The 16,751-nt window shown below is 58.6% G+C and carries 15 protein-coding genes; 11 read left to right on the top strand and 4 right to left on the bottom strand.

The features are described from left to right. Positions 1-190 precede the first annotated feature (190 nt). From ETHHA_RS13560 to ETHHA_RS13550, 3 genes are all read left to right on the top strand, one after another. Entirely contained in the window at positions 191-1,798 is a 1,608-nt protein-coding gene (locus ETHHA_RS13560; protein WP_013486527.1) for a peptide chain release factor 3, read from the top strand. Positions 1,799-1,870: 72 nt separating this feature from the next. Then, positions 1,871-2,314 carry a GNAT family N-acetyltransferase gene (locus tag ETHHA_RS13555; protein WP_013486526.1) on the top strand — a complete coding sequence of 148 codons (444 nt, stop codon included), beginning with the start codon at positions 1,871-1,873 and terminating at the stop codon, positions 2,312-2,314. 124 nt (positions 2,315-2,438) lie between these two features. Continuing rightward, positions 2,439-3,509 carry a lactonase family protein gene (locus ETHHA_RS13550; protein ID WP_013486525.1) on the top strand — a complete coding sequence of 357 codons (1,071 nt, stop codon included), beginning with the start codon at positions 2,439-2,441 and terminating at the stop codon, positions 3,507-3,509. On the opposite strand, the gene ETHHA_RS13545 is transcribed toward ETHHA_RS13550, so the two are convergent. Continuing rightward, complete coding sequence (locus tag ETHHA_RS13545; protein ID WP_013486524.1) at positions 3,490-4,686, bottom strand: DegT/DnrJ/EryC1/StrS family aminotransferase; 1,197 nt, start codon at positions 4,684-4,686, stop codon at positions 3,490-3,492. The two genes, ETHHA_RS13550 and ETHHA_RS13545, sit on opposite strands and share 20 nt — an antisense overlap. 225 nt (positions 4,687-4,911) lie before the next feature. On the opposite strand from ETHHA_RS13545, the gene purB reads away from it, so the two are divergent. From purB to secF, 3 genes are all read left to right on the top strand, one after another. Further along, positions 4,912-6,345 carry an adenylosuccinate lyase gene (gene purB, locus ETHHA_RS13540; RefSeq protein ID WP_013486523.1) on the top strand — a complete coding sequence of 478 codons (1,434 nt, stop codon included), beginning with the start codon at positions 4,912-4,914 and terminating at the stop codon, positions 6,343-6,345. Between the two features lie 250 nt (positions 6,346-6,595). Beyond that, positions 6,596-7,921 carry a preprotein translocase subunit SecD gene (locus ETHHA_RS13535; protein ID WP_013486522.1) on the top strand — a complete coding sequence of 442 codons (1,326 nt, stop codon included), beginning with the start codon at positions 6,596-6,598 and terminating at the stop codon, positions 7,919-7,921. Continuing rightward, positions 7,918-9,108 carry a protein translocase subunit SecF gene (gene secF / locus ETHHA_RS13530; RefSeq protein ID WP_013486521.1) on the top strand — a complete coding sequence of 397 codons (1,191 nt, stop codon included), beginning with the start codon at positions 7,918-7,920 and terminating at the stop codon, positions 9,106-9,108. The genes ETHHA_RS13535 and secF overlap by 4 nt, the downstream gene beginning before the upstream one ends. A 389-nt stretch (positions 9,109-9,497) precedes the next feature. On the opposite strand, the gene ETHHA_RS15945 is transcribed toward secF, so the two are convergent. Next, positions 9,498-9,761, bottom strand: coding sequence for a hypothetical protein (locus tag ETHHA_RS15945; protein WP_013486520.1), 264 nt, complete (start codon positions 9,759-9,761; stop codon positions 9,498-9,500). 244 nt (positions 9,762-10,005) lie between these two features. On the opposite strand from ETHHA_RS15945, the gene ETHHA_RS13520 reads away from it, so the two are divergent. From ETHHA_RS13520 to nrdR, 3 genes are all read left to right on the top strand, one after another. Continuing rightward, positions 10,006-10,791 carry a sugar phosphate isomerase/epimerase family protein gene (locus ETHHA_RS13520; RefSeq protein ID WP_013486519.1) on the top strand — a complete coding sequence of 262 codons (786 nt, stop codon included), beginning with the start codon at positions 10,006-10,008 and terminating at the stop codon, positions 10,789-10,791. A 295-nt stretch (positions 10,792-11,086) separates the two neighbouring features. Continuing rightward, positions 11,087-11,368 (top strand): DUF6514 family protein, encoded by a 282-nt coding sequence (locus ETHHA_RS16415; RefSeq protein ID WP_013486518.1) that lies wholly within the window; start codon positions 11,087-11,089, stop codon positions 11,366-11,368. Between the two features lie 103 nt (positions 11,369-11,471). After that, the gene (nrdR, locus tag ETHHA_RS13510; RefSeq protein WP_013486517.1) at positions 11,472-11,930 is read left to right on the top strand and encodes a transcriptional regulator NrdR; all 459 of its coding nucleotides are present in this window, start codon (positions 11,472-11,474) and stop codon (positions 11,928-11,930) included. A 163-nt stretch (positions 11,931-12,093) separates the two neighbouring features. On the opposite strand, the gene ETHHA_RS13505 is transcribed toward nrdR, so the two are convergent. Together ETHHA_RS13505 and ETHHA_RS13500 are read right to left on the bottom strand one after the other, a co-directional pair. Beyond that, complete coding sequence (locus ETHHA_RS13505) at positions 12,094-12,477, bottom strand: DUF4363 family protein (RefSeq protein WP_013486516.1); 384 nt, start codon at positions 12,475-12,477, stop codon at positions 12,094-12,096. Between the two features lie 24 nt (positions 12,478-12,501). Next, positions 12,502-13,206, bottom strand: a complete 705-nt coding sequence (locus tag ETHHA_RS13500) for a DUF421 domain-containing protein (RefSeq protein ID WP_013486515.1) — start codon at positions 13,204-13,206, stop codon at positions 12,502-12,504. 216 nt (positions 13,207-13,422) lie between these two features. Between ETHHA_RS13500 and ETHHA_RS13495 the strand changes: the two genes are divergently transcribed. Continuing rightward, the gene (locus ETHHA_RS13495; RefSeq protein ID WP_013486514.1) at positions 13,423-14,331 is read left to right on the top strand and encodes a Ppx/GppA phosphatase family protein; all 909 of its coding nucleotides are present in this window, start codon (positions 13,423-13,425) and stop codon (positions 14,329-14,331) included. 16 nt (positions 14,332-14,347) lie between these two features. After that, positions 14,348-16,456, top strand: coding sequence for a polyphosphate kinase 1 (ppk1, locus tag ETHHA_RS13490; protein WP_013486513.1), 2,109 nt, complete (start codon positions 14,348-14,350; stop codon positions 16,454-16,456). Positions 16,457-16,751: the final 295 nt, after the last annotated feature.

The raw sequence follows: 16,751 nt of genomic DNA, 5'->3' as shown, positions 1-16,751 counted from the left end.
GCGGAAATACGCGCGGTTTTTTCGATTTATAAAAAAAAGTCCGGCCTTTCCGATTAAAAAGCCTGGATACTATGGATGGCCGGTTAAACAAGAAAGCAGGCTGCACCGCCCGTTCAAGCGATGTATTGAAACACGCCTGCCGATTTATTTGAACTAAAAAGCGGGCTGTGCCCGCGGAAGGTGGATTGTTGTGCCGCAGACAGAAGAACTGGCGGAAAAAATACAGAGGCGCAGGACGTTTGCGATCATTTCGCACCCGGACGCGGGCAAAACGACCCTCACCGAAAAACTGCTGCTCTACGGCGGGGCCATCCGCCTGGCGGGCACCGTGAAAGGGCGCAAAGCCGAGAAATATGCCGTCTCCGACTGGATGGAGATCGAAAAACAGAGGGGCATCTCGGTCACATCGAGCGTGATGCAGTTTGATTACGACGGATTCCATATTAACATCCTGGATACGCCCGGGCATCAGGATTTCAGTGAAGATACCTATCGCACCCTCGTTGCAGCGGACAGCGCCGTCATGCTCATCGACGGTGCGAAGGGCGTGGAAGCGCAGACGATCAAGCTGTTCCATGTCTGCCGGATGCGCGGCATCCCCATTTTTACGTTCGTCAATAAGATGGACCGCTTCACCAAAGACCCGTTCGATCTGATGGAAGAATTGGAGCAGGTCCTGGGCATCCGTGCCTGCCCCATGAACTGGCCCATCGGTTCGGGCACCGATTTCAAGGGCGTATATAACCGTACGCAGAAGCGCATCGAGCTTTTTACCAGTGAAGGGCACGGCCAGAAGATGGTGGCCGCCACCACCGGCACGGCGGACGACCCCAGATTCCGCGAGCTGCTTGGTGAGAAGCTGTATGACCAGCTCTGCGAGGATATCGCACTGCTGGACGAGGCGGGCGACGCGTTCGATCTGGAAAAAGTGAAGCAGGGCGAGCTCACGCCGATGTATTTCGGCAGCGCCATGACGAATTTCGGCGTGCAGCCGTTCCTGGAGGATTTCCTCTCCTATGCGCCCGCGCCCGCGCCCCGCAAAACGGCGGAAGGTGATATGGAACCCACGCAGGCGGCGTTTTCAGGCTTCGTTTTCAAGATACAGGCCAACATGAACCCCGCGCACCGCGATCGCATCGCGTTTATCCGCATCTGCTCGGGCCGATTCGAAAAGGAAATGACCGTTTACCAGACGCGTACAAAGAAGAACATCCGGCTCGCGCAGCCGCAGCAGTTTCTCGCGCAGGACCGCAACATCGTCGAGGAAGCCTATGCGGGCGACATCATCGGCGTGTTCGACCCCGGCGTTTTCCATATCGGCGATACGCTTTGCCCGCCGGGGCAGTCGTTTCACTTTGAGGGCATCCCCATGTTCCCGGCCGAGCATTTTGCCAACGTGACCATCAAAGACGCAATGAAGCGCAAGCAGTTCCTCAAGGGCGTGGAGCAGATCGCCGAGGAGGGTGCCATCCAGTTGTTTAAGCAGCCGTTTGCGGGGTATGAGTCGCTCATTGTCGGCGTGGTGGGCGTACTGCAACTGGAAGTGCTGGAATACCGGCTGAAGAACGAGTATAAGGTCGATGTGCGCATGGAGCAGCTGCCCTATGGGTATGCGCGCTGGGTGGTGCCGGCCAAATTCACCACCGAGCGCATCGGTTACACCAACGACGCGCTGGTGGTGCAGGATGCGTATGACCGGCAGGTGGTGCTGTTCACCAACGAATGGTTTATGCGCCGCACGGTCGATGAAAACAAGGACGCACAGTTTTTGGACATTCCACCCGTTCTGGAGGAATGACAGGGCAGGCCGCCGCTTCCGGTTCATCCGGGAGCGGCGGCCTGTGTTGGTTTGCGGAAAAGGAGCGCCCCCATGCACATTCGGGAAGCGAACGAGAACGATCTGTATGCCCTGCTGCGGCTTTACACCCAACTGCACGACAACCCCATGCCCGTACCGGACGATGCACTGCGGCAGCTGTGGCAGCGCATGCTGCGGATGGACGGGCAGCATGCTCTGCTGGGTGAGGAAGATGGAGAGATCGTGTCGTCCTGCGTGCTCACCGTCATCCCCAACCTCACGCACGGGCAGCGGCCATATGCGCTGGTGGAGAACGTTATCACCGACGGAGCGCACCGTGGCAAAGGCTGTGCCACCGCTGTTTTGCACGCGGCGGAAGATATTGCGGTGCGGGAGGGCTGCTGCAAGATCATGCTGCTCACCGCCTCGAAACTGGAGAGCACCCTGCGCTTTTATGAGCGGGCGGGGTATAACCGCCATGACAAAACGGCGTTCATCCGGTGGCTGCCGGAATGAACGCCGCTTTACGATGCGAATGCGGGTGCGGCGGCGAAAATGCCGATTGCTCTGGGAGCGCCGCGATGGTACAATGGTAAAAAATCAAAGTCAATGCATGGCAGAGCTAAAAGGGGGCGTTTTTATGGAACCGATCCTGTACATCGGTACGTATACGGCGGGAGAGAGCAAAGGTATCTACAGCGCCCGGCTGCGGGAGGACGGAACGCTCGGCCCGGTGCGGCTGGAGGCCGAAGCGGACAACCCTTCCTATCTGGCGGTTGGTCCCGACGGGCGCTCGCTGTACGTCGTGCTGGAGACCGATATGCTCAAGGGGCAGCCGGGCGGCGGCGTGGCGTCCTATGCCGCCGGCCCGGACGGCCGGCTCACGCAGACGGGTGAGCAGTCCTCGCTGGGGGCGTTTCCGTGTTATCTCAGTGTGGACCCCGATGGGAAGTTCTTGTTTGTGGCCAACTATGGCGGCGCGGATTTTCTGCCCAACGGCGCGTCCGACGCGACGCTGGTGTCGTTTCCCATCGAAAACGGCGCGGTGGGCGCGCCGCTGCAAAAAACCAGCCATGCGGGGCACGGTGCGCATCCGGAGCGGCAGCGCTGCCCGCACGCGCATTTTCTTGATTTTGCCCCGGAAGGGTGGCTCTGCGCGGTGGATCTGGGCATCGACCTCATCTTCAGCTATACGGTGGCCCCGAGCGGTGCGCTGTATGAGATTTGGCAGACGCGGGGATTCCCCGGCTGCGGGCCGCGCCATATGGCGTTTTTGCCTGAACAGAACGCCGCCTACGTGGTCAACGAGCTGACCAGCGACATCACCCTTATGAACGTGCGGATGCAGGGCGGTTATTCGCCGGAAGACTATTACGCCACGGTGCCCGCCGATTTTAAAGGAGAAAACTTGCCCGCCGCCATCAAGATCTCACCCGACCGCCGCTTGCTGGTCGTATCCAACCGCGGACACGACAGCATCGCGGCCTACCGCATCGGGCAATACGGTGTGTTGAGTGAGCCGGTTTTCACGCCCTGCGGCGGCAAAGGCCCGCGCGATCTCACCTTCTCGCCGGACGGTCGCTTCCTGTATGCCGCCAACGAAAAATCGGACGGTATCACGGCGTTTGCGGTGCAAAACGGTGCCCTTTCGCCATTGGGCGAGGTCGCCCATGTGGGCAGCCCGGTCTGTCTCAAGAGCCTTCCGGCGTGAATGCGTCGACCGCGTCCGCTACGCAGGCCAGTTCTTCCTCTGTCATGCCGGGGAAGACCGGCAGGCAGAGCGTCTCACGCGCGAGCGTTTCCGCCACCGGAAGCGAGCCGGGGCGGTAGCCAAGCCCCTCGAAGGCTTTCTGCAGGTGCAGCGGCACAGGATAAAATACGCCGGTCGCGATGCCCTTTTTTGCCAGCGCTTCGCCCATCTCGGCCTTGTAAGGGGTGCGCATCGCAAACTGGTGCCACACATGGGTGGTGCCCTCCGCCTGTTTTGGCAGGATGACGTCCTCTCTGTGGATGTGCGCCTGATAAAACGCGGCGTTCTGCGCGCGCTGTGCGTTCCATTCGTCAAGGTGACGGAGCTTTATATTTAGGATGACCGCCTGCAATGTATCCAATCTGGAATTATATCCAACCAGATAATTGTAATATTTATATGGATTATACAAAGGGTTTTCCGCGCCGCCCGGCGCGGGCGGCAGGGGCTGCCCGTCGAGCAGGGCGCGGGCGGCGGCTCCCGTGTGTCCGCCGCCATGGGCACGCAGCGCGCGGAACAGTGTGGCCAGGCGGTCGCTGTCGGTGGTGAGCAGGCCGCCGTCGCCGAACGCGCCGAGGTTCTTGGTGGGGAAGAACGAGAAGCAGGCCGCGTCTCCCAGGCCGCCGACCGGTTTTCCCTCTACGGCCGCACCGATGGCCTGGCACGCGTCCTCGATGACGGGTAGCCCGTGTTCTTCGGCGATGGCACGTAAGGCCGCCATGTCGGCCGGCTGCCCGAAGATGTGCACCGGCAGGATGGCTTTGGTGCGGGGCGTGATGCACCTGCGCACGCTTTCGGGGTCGAGGTTGTAGGTGTCGGGGCGCACGTCGGCGAAGACCGGTGTGGCGCCGAGGGCAGCCACCGCTTCCGCCGTGGCGAAAAAGGTGAACGGCGTAGTGACGACTTCGTCGCCCGGGCCCACGCCCAGCGCGTGCAGGGCGATGGTGAGCGCGTCGGTGCCGTTGCCCACGGCAACGGCGTGGCGCACGCCGAGGCGGTCGGTCAGCGCTTGCTCGAGCGCGGCCACCGGTCTGCCCATGATGTATGCGCCGCTGCGCAGGCAGGCCTTTATCTCCGGTTCCAGTTCCGGTTCCAGCGCGGCGTATTGGCGTTTGAGGTCCAGCATCGGGATCTGCATCAAAACGGGAAAACCCCTTCCATATCGTTCAGAATGTTCAGTTTTCTTTAGGGTAGCACAAGCAGCACGGTTCCACAAGCCCGCCCGGTGCCGTTTTTTGTCGAAACGGGCCCGCGCGCGCAAAAGAAGGCTGTGCCTGCGCCGCGTTTTGTGGTACACTAGAAAATGCACCATACATTGTGTGAAAAAATCTCCGCCGGACGGAGAGTTACATGGAGGAAGACCATGAGCCGAGATCGTTACGAAAGCCCGTTCTGCACGCGCTATGCCAGCGCCGAGATGCAGTATCTGTTTTCGCCGGATAAAAAGTTCAAGACCTGGCGCAAGCTGTGGATCGCGCTGGCCAAAGCGGAACACGAACTGGGCCTGCCCGTCACCGCCGAACAGGTGGCCGAGTTGGAAGCTCACGCCGAGGACATCAACTACGACGTGGCCGAGCAGCGCGAAAAAGAAGTGCGCCACGACGTGATGTCGCATGTCTACGCCTACGGTGTGCAGTGCCCGCAGGCAAAAGGCATCATTCATTTGGGCGCCACCTCCTGCTATGTGGGGGATAACACCGACATCATCATCATGCGGGAAGGGCTTGAGCTGCTGCGCAAAAAGCTCATCAATGTGATCGCGCATCTGGCGAAATTTGCGGAGGCGCACAAAGGCCGGCCCTGCCTGGCCTACACCCACCTTCAGCCCGCGCAGCTCACCACCGTGGGCAAGCGTGCCACGCTCTGGATCAACGAGCTGCTGATGGACCTGGAAGACGTGGAGCACCGCATTGACGGGCTGGCGCTGCTGGGTTCCAAAGGCACTACCGGCACGCAGGCATCGTTTCTCGCGCTGTTCGACGGCGACCACGAAAAGGTGAAGAAGCTGGAACAGCTCATCGCCGCGTCGCTGGGGTTCGATAAGGTGGTGCCGGTCTCCGGCCAGACCTATTCCCGCAAGGTGGACAGCCGTGTGGTGAGCGCGCTGGCGGGCATTGCCGAGAGCGCCAGCAAATTTTCCTACGACATGCGCCTGCTGCAGAATTTCAAGGAAATGGAGGAGCCGTTCGAGAAGCATCAGATCGGTTCGTCCGCCATGGCGTACAAGCGCAACCCCATGCGCAGCGAGCGCATCACGGCGCTGTCCCGCTACCTGCTGGCCAATTCGCTCAACCCCGGATTCACCGCCGCCACCCAGTGGTTTGAGCGCACGCTGGACGATTCGGCCAACAAGCGCATCGCGGTGGCCGAGGCGTTCCTCGCGGCGGACGCCATCCTCAATATCTACATCAATGTGGCGGACGGGCTGGTGGTCTATCCCAAAGTCATCCGCCAGCGCGTGATGAAGGAGCTGCCGTTTATGGCGACCGAGAACATCATGATGCGCGCGGTGAAAAAGGGCGGCGACCGCCAGCAGCTTCACGAGCGCATCCGCCAGCACTCGCTCGCCGCGGCCAAACGTGTAAAAGAGGATGGACTGGACAACGACCTCATCGACCGCATCGTGGCCGATCCGGCGTTCATGCTCGACAAAGCCGAGATCGAAAACGTGCTCACGCCGGAGCGCTTCACCGGGCGCTCCGTCGCGCAGGTAGAGGAGTTCCTGGGCGAAATCGTCAACCCGATTCTGGAGCAAAACCGTGGTCTGCTCGATGCAGTCCCCGAGCTCACCGTCTAGCGGACAGTGCCCGCTGACGGGTTCAAAGAACGTTGGCGCGATGGCAAATGCACAATTTGAACGGGCGGGCTCAAGGGACCTTGCGGCGATGGGCGGGTGGTTTCCCTCCCGGACTTTTTGAACAAAAAAGCGGGTTGTGCCGGCCGCTTGCCGTGAATTGACTTTTTTACGTTAGCGCTTTATAATGGAAACAGTGTGTGCCCGGTCGGAAAATGGGACGGTCAACAAACGATTTGGAAGGTGGAAGCCTGTGTATAAACGCGTGGGGAGGCCAGTCATCGTGGTGGTGGCGGTTATCATTGCCATCATCACATACTTGTCGGTATCCGGATTCTCTTATACGTTCGGCGACAATGTCATCACGGTCATCAAAGGCGCGCAGGATATGCGCTTCGGCATCGACATCCGGGGGGGCGTGGATGTGACGTTCCGTCCCCCGACGAACTACAAGGCCAGCAACGCGGAGATGGACGCGGCCACCGCCGTGTTGCGCACACGGTTGGACAGTAAGCACATCACCGATTCCGAGATCTATACCGATTACCGCAACCAGCGCATCATTGTGCGCTTCCCGTGGCGCTCCGACCAGACCAATCAGGACCCGGAAAGCGCCATTCAGGAGCTCGGCGCGATGGCGGAGCTTTCGTTCAAGGCGTCGGATGGCACCGTCATCATGACCGGTAAGGACGTCAAGAGCGCGGCCGCGCAGTACGAGCAGTCGAACCAGACGACCGGGCAGACGACCAGCCAGTATGTCGTGCTGCTGTCCCTCAAGGATTCCGGCAAGAGCAAGTTTACCGACGCGGTGAAAAAATATTATAACCAGACGGTTTCAATTTATATGGACAGCACGGCGATCTCCACGCCCACAATGAATATAGACCCCAGCACGCTGTCCGGTGAGCTCAGCCAGGCCACCATCGAAGGCTCGAGCTCCAGTCCGTTCACGGCGGCTTCCGCGCAGGCGCTGGCCGACAAGATCAACGCGGGCGCGCTGCCTTTTAAACTGGAGACCGATAACTACCAGACCATTTCACCGAAACTGGGGCAGAACGCCCTGCAGGTCATGCTGATGGCGGGCGCGGTGGCGGCGGTGCTCATTGTGCTGTTCATGCTGATTTATTACCGCCTGCCCGGTCTTGTGGCCTGCATCGCGCTCACGGGGCATGTGGCCGGCACGCTGCTTGCCATCTCCATTCCACAGTTTTCCCTCACGCTGCCCGGCATCGCGGGCATTATCCTTTCCATCGGTATGGGGGTGGACTGCAACATCATCACCGCCGAGCGCATCAAGGAAGAGCTGCGTATCGGCAAAACGCTGGACGGCGCGCTGGATGCAGGGTTCCAGCGCAGCTTCGCCGCCATCTTCGACGGAAACGTCACCGTGGTCATCGCCGGGCTGATCCTCTATTTCCTCGGGTCGGCCTCGGTCAAGTCCTTCGGGTATACGCTGGTGGTGGGCGTGGTGTTCAATTTCCTGATGGGCATCATCGCGTCCCGCCTGATGCTCAAATCCATCTCACGGTTCGGCTTTGCCCGCAAAGACGTTCTGTATAACGGGAGGGCTGCGAAATGAGTGACAAGCACCGCAAAGACAATGTGACGCCGCTGTTTGGTCACAAAAAAAACGAACCGAAAGTGCGCGAGTCCCAGATCGACGTGCCGGATGAGCCTGCCGCACAGCCCAAACAGGACATTGGCCGCCGCCATCACGGCACTGCTCCCACCATTATGGACATGGACAGCGGCCGGCGTTCCGTGCAGCCGGATCAGCAGGCCGGCAGCGATGCGGAAGAAAAAGGCGAGGTCTACAACGGCCTTCATATTGATTTTATCGGTAAGCGTCGCGTCTTCTATACGATTTCCATTTCGCTGATCGTCATCGGCATCCTCGTGTCGGCGATTTTCGGCGTCAAGCTGGATATCCAGTTCAAAGGCGGCGCCATCATTCAGTATTCCTACACCGGCACGCTTGACCTTTCCACCGCGCAGACACTGGCCAACAAAACAATCGCGGGCGGCGATTTTACCGTGCAGGTCGATAAGGTGCCGGCCAGCCATACGCAGCTTCTGGTGCTTCAGACCACCAAAGCGCTCACCAATACGCAACAGGCTTCGCTGTATAACGCGCTCAACAAGCAGTTCTCATCCAACAGCCTGAAAAAGTATCAGTCCAACGATGTGTCGCCTCAGACGGGACGGCAGTTCTTCCTCCAGAGCATCGGTGCGGTGCTGTTGGCGGCGCTGCTCATCGTGCTGTATGTCTGGATACGCTTCCGGCATATCGGCGGCCTGCCCGCCGGTTTGACGGCGCTCATCGCGCTGCTGCACGATCTGGTGATTGCGTTTGTGGCCTTTTCCATCTTCCGCATCCCCATCAGCGACAGCTTCGTCGCCGTGGCGCTGACGATTTTGGGCTATTCCATCAACGACACCATCGTGGTCTACGACCGTATCCGTGAAAACCGCGGCTTGTTCGGCCGCAGCATGAAGTTCAAGGATATCGTCAACCGCAGTATCAATCAGTCTTTCACCCGTTCGATCAATACCACGCTGGTCACATTTCTGGCCATTGCCACGGTCTGCGTCTTTTCCATTATTTTTCACCTTGACTCCATTCGCGGGTTTGCCCTGCCGATGATGGTCGGTGTGGTGACCGGCTGCTATTCCACCATTTGCATTGCCGGGCCGCTCTGGGTGAGCTGGGTGGAGCATCAGGAAAAGAAAGATCAGCGTCGCGCCGGGGATGTGGTCGAAGGCTGAACAGGTCCAATAAAATGAAAGCGCGGCCGCAGCCGCGCTTTCATTTGCTACCTGTACGTTATGCATGCTTTCTCTGGTTTCCCAGACCGAAAAAAGGCTGTACGTAGGACTGCCTTTTTGGACTCAGGCTGTGCGGGATGTTTTTCGCACGGGTTTGCCTAAATCAAAAGCGGGCTGTGCCCGCCTGTACTCGCTCTGCGGTGCGGGGCCGGCGGATCAGGATTCAGGCTGTGCGAGATGTTTTTCGCACGGGTTTGCCTAAATCAAAAGCGGGCTGTGCCCGCCTGTACTCGCTCTGCGGTGCGGGGCCGGCGGATCAGGATTCAGGCTGTGCGGGATGTTTTTCGCACGGGTTTGCCTGAATCAAAAGCGGGCTGTGCCCGCGCCTGTTATGCCCGTCGGCGTTCCTTGATGTAGAGGTCGCCTAACAGGCTGGCGATCACGGTGGCGTCGAACACGCCGAAAGCGGCTGAGAATGCGCCTTTGATGTTGGACAGCATCGTCATATAATCGCCGACGTGTCCCAGCAGCAGGGTGAACAGGATGGCCATCGCCAAAAGCCCGCAGGAAAGGCGGAACCCGTCGGTCAGCATTGTGACCGTGAGCGGCTCCATTTGGCGCAGATTTGTGAACAGCGTACGCAAGAACTGCATGGGTTTTTCCTCCTCGGGAAAGAGCGTGGATATGCGCCCGGCACGGCGGGCATGGTTTTGGAGCGGTTTCACCGCATGGCTTTTACACGATTCTTACCAAACTTTCCACTATAGTAGCACGTTACGTATGGCCGTACAAGGCGTAAGTTTTGCCAGAGTATGCAGATGTGCGCTAAAAAGGATTTATTACCGTGCCGCGCGCAGTCTGTGGTGTGCATGGAGCGCGGAGCGTCTGGAGGCCGGTATGGAAGTTGGTATTTCTACTGCCTGTTTATATCCGATGGAAACGGAGCAGGCCCTTGCGCTTGTGCTGGAGCAGGGTGCTCATACGGTCGAGATCTTTTTCAATGCCGAGTGTGAGTACAATATTACCTATCTGCGCCGCCTGCAGGCTTTGCTCACTCGTGCGGGGGCGGTTGTCAGCTCCATCCACCCCTATACCGCGGCGTACGAATCGATGATGTTCTTCTCAGATTATCCCAGCCGGTTTAGTGATTCGGTCTCGCAATACCGCCGCACCTTCGCGGTGGCGGCGTTTCTCGGGGCCAAGGCGGTGGTATTTCACGGCGCGCGCAAAGACCTGCCCATGCCCATGGAGCAGTACTGCGAGCGGTTCGCGCGCCTGGCGCACGCGGCCAAAGAAGAAGGCGTGGTGCTGGCGCAGGAAAATGTGGCGCGCTGCAAATGCGGCGGCGTCGAACAGGTCGCGGCCATGCGCCGTATTCTGGGGAACGATGTCCGGTTTGTACTGGATGTCAAACAGGTCCGGCGCACAGGGGAAACAGTGGAGGCCATGTGCGCCGCAATGGGGGGGCAGATCGCCTGTGTGCATCTGAGCGATGCCGCGTACGGGCGCGACTGTCTGCTTCCCGGGGCAGGGCAGGTCGATCTTCCCGCGCTGCGCGGCAGGCTGGCGCTCCAGGGGTTTGTCGGCCCTCTGCTCATCGAAGTTTACCGCACGGGATTTGTCCACCATGCCGAACTGCACACGGCGCTTTCGCTTGCGACCCGCATATTTTCCTCGGAGTAAATTTTTTGCCATATCTGATTTTGCAGTGAAAATAGACCGAACGCGATTTTGTAAAAGTTGAATGTTTTTTGAAATCGACACAAAACGACCGATTTCCCCATAGAATATCCGTTATATGGAAATTATTTGTGCGAATGCCCAAAAAATTCTTGTAAGATTTATGCAATATTTCTGAGTCTCGTACATAAAGCACGCTTTCATCCGTATTGTCCAGCAAGTATAATATTCTTGGACGGCAACCCGAATGCGGTTGTTGTAATCGCAAGAATATCGCGTCTATTTGGGGGAAATACAGATGAAGCAACCAACAGCGACCGCGGAGGTACGGGAAGGGGAGAGATGCGTTGGGGTAGCTCGGTACTATGTAACAAGCTGCAATTGCGAGATCGCTCCCGTCCAGACGTATGGCGTGTCGGTCTCTTTTACGGGGGAGCAGGGTGCGTCGTATTCAGATCAGGTGAATGATATCTGTTTCTCTCAAAAACAGGCAGAGGACCTGTTGCACCTCCTCGCAGCACACACCGTAACGCCGGTTTCACTGCGCGACGTGGTTGAGGACTACCTAGCGGATCGGTAGGCACGGTATGTGTTTTCACGGTCGGGGGTGCGGAACCGCCTGAAGCCGATACCGGCGGGATCGGTGCGTGGCTCGGATTTCTGCCCTTGACGGAGGAAACAACATGAAGTGCCCTTATTGCGGATACCTTGAAAGTAAAGTGGTGGATTCCAGGCCCATTGACGAGGGGGGGCGTATCCGTAGGCGGCGCGAATGCATGCGTTGCCAAAAGCGGTTCACCACTTACGAAATGGTGGAAAGCCTGCCGCTGGTCGTCATCAAAAAAGACAACTCCAGACAGGCGTTCGACCGTCACAAACTGTTGGGCGGTATGCTGCGCGCGTGTGAGAAACGCCCGGTGCCGCTCGGTGTTCTGGAAAAAGCAACGGATGAGATCGAAAATACTCTGCAAAGCTCGCTGGAACGGGAAGTCACATCCAAACGGGTGGGCGAACTCGCAATGGAAAAACTCAAAGAGATTGATGAAGTTGCGTATGTGCGGTTTGCTTCGGTTTACCGCCAGTTTCGTGATATCAACACATTTTTGGAAGAACTTAACAGACTGTTGGACAGCCGACAATAGGCCCGTTTCCGTTCTGTCTGCATCATGAATCCCCCAAACGTCTTGCGCGCCGTCCTGCTTCACACCCCACGCGGAAAAATGTGATCGGTTCCTTTTTGATCACTTTTTACCAAAGCAGACAAAACAAAGGCCGTCCGCATTTCGCGGGCGGCATAGGCTGTGTTTAAAGAATGTTTTCCCAGTTAATTTTTTCAACATACCACAAATGTGCCAGTTGCATTTTCAAAATATCGCATTCGGCATCAAATTCTGAGGTTTCGTTGTTTTCCAGATAAGCGGGAAGTTTGGCGACCGAGGTGTTCACGATATCGATTTCGCGGTGGTCGATCATCATGGGAAGGATGCGGCTGTTTTTCTGCCACAGGGAGAAAAACTGCCGCATCTTTTTCTGGGTATCGGGCGAATCGCCGTTCCGGTGGTATGCGGCCTGCGCGGTTTCCACGGCGTTCACCATGGAATGGGTGCTCACGGCCAGATAATATTGGCCGGCGGCAATCACGGCGATGACCAGAATCAGGATGATCGCAACAACCTTCAGTTTGTTCACGGCGGTCCACCTCCCTTTGCGGTTTTATCCGGCGGCGCGTGCGCTCGAAAGCGCGCCGCCGTCCTTTTTGATGATGATGGTTTTATCCAGGTTGTCCACCGTCATCAGAAACACACCTTCCACCGTTACTCCCTGCGTGGAAAGGATGGCCTCCAGCCAGTCCCTGTTTTTTCCGGCGGCGCGCAGCGATTCGGGAAACAGCTTGCCGTCGCAGATGAGGGTGGTGGGCAGGCCGCCGTCCGGCGGGCACTGCACATGCAGCATTTCGGCTGTGACAGGCGCCTTGGCGCAGGAGGGAAACACGCTGAGCTTGCCGTTGGTTTCCAGCACGGCAACCGCCACGTCGGTCACGTTCATATAACCGCAAAGGCGGAGTTCTTCCATCAGGTCGTCCACGGTAAAGCGCAGGCGCCGCATTTCCGACTGGTTGATCTGGCCGTTCTGGATGAGGATGCTCGGCCGGCCGGTAACGACGCGCCGCAGGCGGGAGCTGAGCAGCGTCAGCCCGGAAAGCGCCACTTCGCAGGAGATGAGCGTTAGAATCGGTACGATTCCGCTGGTGAGGGGCGTGCCGGTCTGCTGCATGGGCACTGAGGCAAGGTCGGATATGAGAATGGCCACCACCAGTTCCGACGGCTGGAGCTCCCCGATCTGCCGCTTGCCCATCACCCGCACGGCGGCGATGACGACGGCGTATAGAATGAGCGTACGGATAAACGCGATTCCCATGGGGCAACCTCCTTGATGCGCATCGAGCGTGAGGCCGCCCGCGGGCGGCGGTTGCTGCGTTTATCATGTGCGGCCGGGCAGGATGTTATGCACATTCTGTTTCCTGCGTTGAAACTACGGGGAGGACATGCTACAATAGACTTGTATAGAGATGTTTAAATGAAGAAAGCCGGGCGGAGTGCACGGCAGGGGAAGAATGGACGGCGAAAGGAAAGCATGAGAAGAGCGGTCGTGGATCTGGGTTCCAATACCATGCGCATGGAGGTCTATGACGAAAAAGAAGGGCAGTTGCAGCATATCGTCAGCGCCAAAGAAGTGGTGGGAATGATCGGCTATATGGAAAAGGGGGAGATCAGCGAAGAAGGGATCCTCCGCGTGGTGAACGGTCTGCGCGCCTTCCGCGAAACGGCGGTCGCCGTGCGGGTGGAGCGTTTCAACTGTTTCGCCACCGCCGGCCTGCGCGCCGTGAAAAACGCCGAAGACGTGGTGCGGCGCGTGAAAGAGCAGGTGGGGATCGATGTGGACATCATCAGCGGCGAGGAAGAGGCCCGGCTGGATTTCGCGGGCGCGTATATCCCACCGGAGGTGGAGAAAGGTCTGGTCGTGGATATGGGCGGCGGCAGCACCGAGATCGTGCGCTTTGCCGACGGGCATATCGACAACTGTATCAGCCTGCCGTACGGCAGCCTTTCGCTTTATAAGCGGTTCGTGAAAAAAATTATTCCCGGCGCCGGGGAATTGCGCAAGATCAAGGAGTTTGCAGAGCACCAGCTCGAATGTGTGGACTGGCTCAAGTCGGTGGGCGGGCATGTCTGCCTGATCGGCGGCACGGGTCGCGCAATCGCCCGGCTGCACCAGGATGTATACGGGCGCGCGGGGGAAGCGCTGCAGGGCTATATGTTCGATGCGCAGGATATCGCCGCGCTGATGAAATGGGTGCTGTCTCACCACAAGGTGGGGGTGCGGCGCATCCTGCGGGTGGAGCCCGACCGCATACACACCATCCTGCCCGGTATGGCCGCCCTCGCCCGTCTGGTGGGCTATGCCGGCGCCGCCACCGTATCCCTCAGCCGCAGCGGCGTGAGGGAAGGCTATCTCAAGACCGTTATGCTTAATGACAGATGAACGATGAGGTGAACAAATGTCCGCGTTGTATATAAACCGCGAACTTTCCTGGCTCAAATTCAATGAGCGCGTCCTGGAGGAAGCGTGCGACACATCGGTGCCGCTGTATGAGCGGCTGCGCTTTTTGTCGATCTTTTCTTCCAACCTCGACGAGTTTTACATGGTGCGCGTGGGCAGCCTGCTTGACCAGTCCCTGCTCGGCGGTAACAATGCCGACACCAAAACCGGCATGCTGCCCGAGGAGCAGATCGCCGCGGTGAATACCGCCGTGCAGCAGATGTATCCCCGCAGAGACAAAGCATATGCGGACATATTGCGCGATATCGGCGTGTTTTCGCATGTTTCCTATAAAGGGCTGGACGGCGGAGAAAAGCGCGTGGTGCGCACCTATTTTGAAACAGAGATGCTCCCGCTGCTCAGCCCGCAGATTATCGACGCGCACCATCCGTTCCCGCATCTGGAAAACAAGGTCATTTATATCGGCGTGCGGCTCAAATGCAAGGCAGGCAAACTGTTCGGCATCATCCCCCTCACACGGGAGATCGACCGGGTGTACTTCATCCCCGAGACCAGCAAGTTCCTGCTGGCCGAGGATATTCTGCTGCGCTTTGCGGATACGGTGTTCGGGGTCTATGAGGTGGAGGCCAAGGCGATCTTCCGTGTGACCCGCAACGCCGATATCGACTCCGAGGAAGGCGTGCTCGACGAGGATGTGGATTACCGCAACTATATGCAGGAGATCATCAAAAAGCGGAACAAACTCTCCCCGGTGCGGCTGGAAACCGACCGGGCGGGGGATGACGAGTTGCTGGCGTTTTTCCTTTCCAAACTGGAGCTGCAGCGCAGCCAGTGCTTCCTTTCCTCCGCGCCGCTGGATTTTGCGTTCGTCGGCGTGCTGGAGGAACAGATCGGCGCCGAGGAGCGCGGCAAACTGATGTTTTCGCCGCTGCGCCCCCAGTGGCCGGCGGGGGTGGACCGCGCGGCGCCCATGATCCCGCAGGTGCTCCAGCGGGACATTCTGCTCTCCTATCCGTTTGAGAGCATGCGTCCGCTGGTGGAGCTCATTCGCCAGGCATCGGAAGATCCCCGGGTCGTCTCCATCAAGATGACGCTCTACCGCATCGGGCGCCAGTCGCAGATCGTGCAGAATCTCTGCGCCGCCGCCGAAAACGGCAAGGACGTTACCGTGCTCATCGAGCTGCGCGCCCGTTTCGACGAACAGAACAACATCAACTGGTCCCGCTTGCTGGAAGATGCCGGCTGTAAGGTCATCTATGGCATCGAAGACTACAAGGTGCATGCCAAGATCCTGCTCATCACCCGCAAGCAGCGGGGAGGTGTGGAATACATCACCAACATTGCCACCGGCAACTACAATGAGACCACCGCCAAATTCTATACGGACCTCTCGCTCATGACCGCCAACCGCGAGATCGGTGAAGACGCCGTGGCGTTTTTCCACAACGTCAGCATCAACAATCTGGACGGCGCCTACCGTCATCTGCTGGTGTCGCCGTCCTCGCTCAAGCAGGGCGTGCTCGCGCGGATGGACGCCGAGATCGCCAAAGCCCAAAGCGGCCTGCCGGGGCGGATCATCGCCAAGATGAACAGCATCACCGACAAGGATATCATTGATAAAATGATCGAGGCGTCGAAGGCCGGGGTAAAGGTGGATCTGGTCGTTCGCGGCATCTGCTGTCTGTGCCCCGGCGTGCCCGGCGAAACGGACAACATCCGGGTCCGCAGCATCGTCGGCCGGTTCCTGGAGCATGCGCGCATCTATATTTTCGGGGAGGGCAGCGAAGCCAGGGTGTATATTTCCTCCGCCGACTGGATGACGCGCAACACCGAGCGCCGGGTGGAGATCGCCATGCCTGTGCTGGACAGCCGGCTCGCGGGCCGTGTCATCGGTATCATGGATATGCAGCTGCGCGACAATGTGAAAGCCCGGGAACTTCAGCCGGACGGTGCCTATGCGCGTGTCCTGCGTGAAGGAGAAGACCTGGACAGCCAGATGTATTTCTACCGGCAGGCCTACCGCGCCACCGAGCGGCAGGAGGAAAAGCCCCGGCGCGGCCTGTTCGGCGTGCTGCTTTCACGCATCCGCGGCCAAAAGAAAAAGTAGGGCAGGCGCACCTGTTTACGCAAGTTTTACACATCCGGGGCGGTTTTCTGCGGGTATCCCATTACACTGCGTTGAAAATATGGTATAATCAGTTGATATGAAGAGTCATCCATACAATAAAAACCGCAAATTCAGCGGACGATTTTCCGCCATTCTGTGTTGTCGTCCGTCGGAATACGGCAAGTATTCCTCCCCCCGTCTTGTCTTGCAAAAATCGCCTCGCTGTTTTTGCATCCCCTTATTTATGGATAGGCTCTAAGTTCTCCATGCGGCAGTTGATCGCGGCGGGGCCGTC

The organism is Ethanoligenens harbinense YUAN-3, from assembly GCF_000178115.2.
GTDB classification, from domain to species: domain Bacteria; phylum Bacillota; class Clostridia; order Oscillospirales; family Ethanoligenentaceae; genus Ethanoligenens; species Ethanoligenens harbinense.
This window is presented reverse-complemented; position numbering and strand designations above follow the sequence as displayed.

Excerpts from the sequence above, each read along its gene's own strand:
- ETHHA_RS16415 (WP_013486518.1), top strand. The coding sequence starts at position 11,087 with ATGAAGCAACCAACAGCGACCGCGGAGGTACGGGAAGGGGAGAGATGC.
- secF (WP_013486521.1), top strand. The coding sequence starts at position 7,918 with ATGAGTGACAAGCACCGCAAAGACAATGTGACGCCGCTGTTTGGTCAC.
- ETHHA_RS13550 (WP_013486525.1), top strand. The coding sequence starts at position 2,439 with ATGGAACCGATCCTGTACATCGGTACGTATACGGCGGGAGAGAGCAAA.
- ETHHA_RS13545 (WP_013486524.1), bottom strand. The coding sequence starts at position 4,686 with ATGCAGATCCCGATGCTGGACCTCAAACGCCAATACGCCGCGCTGGAA.
- ppk1 (WP_013486513.1), top strand. The coding sequence starts at position 14,348 with ATGTCCGCGTTGTATATAAACCGCGAACTTTCCTGGCTCAAATTCAAT.
- nrdR (WP_013486517.1), top strand. The coding sequence starts at position 11,472 with ATGAAGTGCCCTTATTGCGGATACCTTGAAAGTAAAGTGGTGGATTCC.
- ETHHA_RS13555 (WP_013486526.1), top strand. The coding sequence starts at position 1,871 with ATGCACATTCGGGAAGCGAACGAGAACGATCTGTATGCCCTGCTGCGG.
- ETHHA_RS13520 (WP_013486519.1), top strand. The coding sequence starts at position 10,006 with ATGGAAGTTGGTATTTCTACTGCCTGTTTATATCCGATGGAAACGGAG.
- purB (WP_013486523.1), top strand. The coding sequence starts at position 4,912 with ATGAGCCGAGATCGTTACGAAAGCCCGTTCTGCACGCGCTATGCCAGC.
- ETHHA_RS13500 (WP_013486515.1), bottom strand. The coding sequence starts at position 13,206 with ATGGGAATCGCGTTTATCCGTACGCTCATTCTATACGCCGTCGTCATC.
- ETHHA_RS15945 (WP_013486520.1), bottom strand. The coding sequence starts at position 9,761 with ATGCAGTTCTTGCGTACGCTGTTCACAAATCTGCGCCAAATGGAGCCG.
- ETHHA_RS13495 (WP_013486514.1), top strand. The coding sequence starts at position 13,423 with ATGAGAAGAGCGGTCGTGGATCTGGGTTCCAATACCATGCGCATGGAG.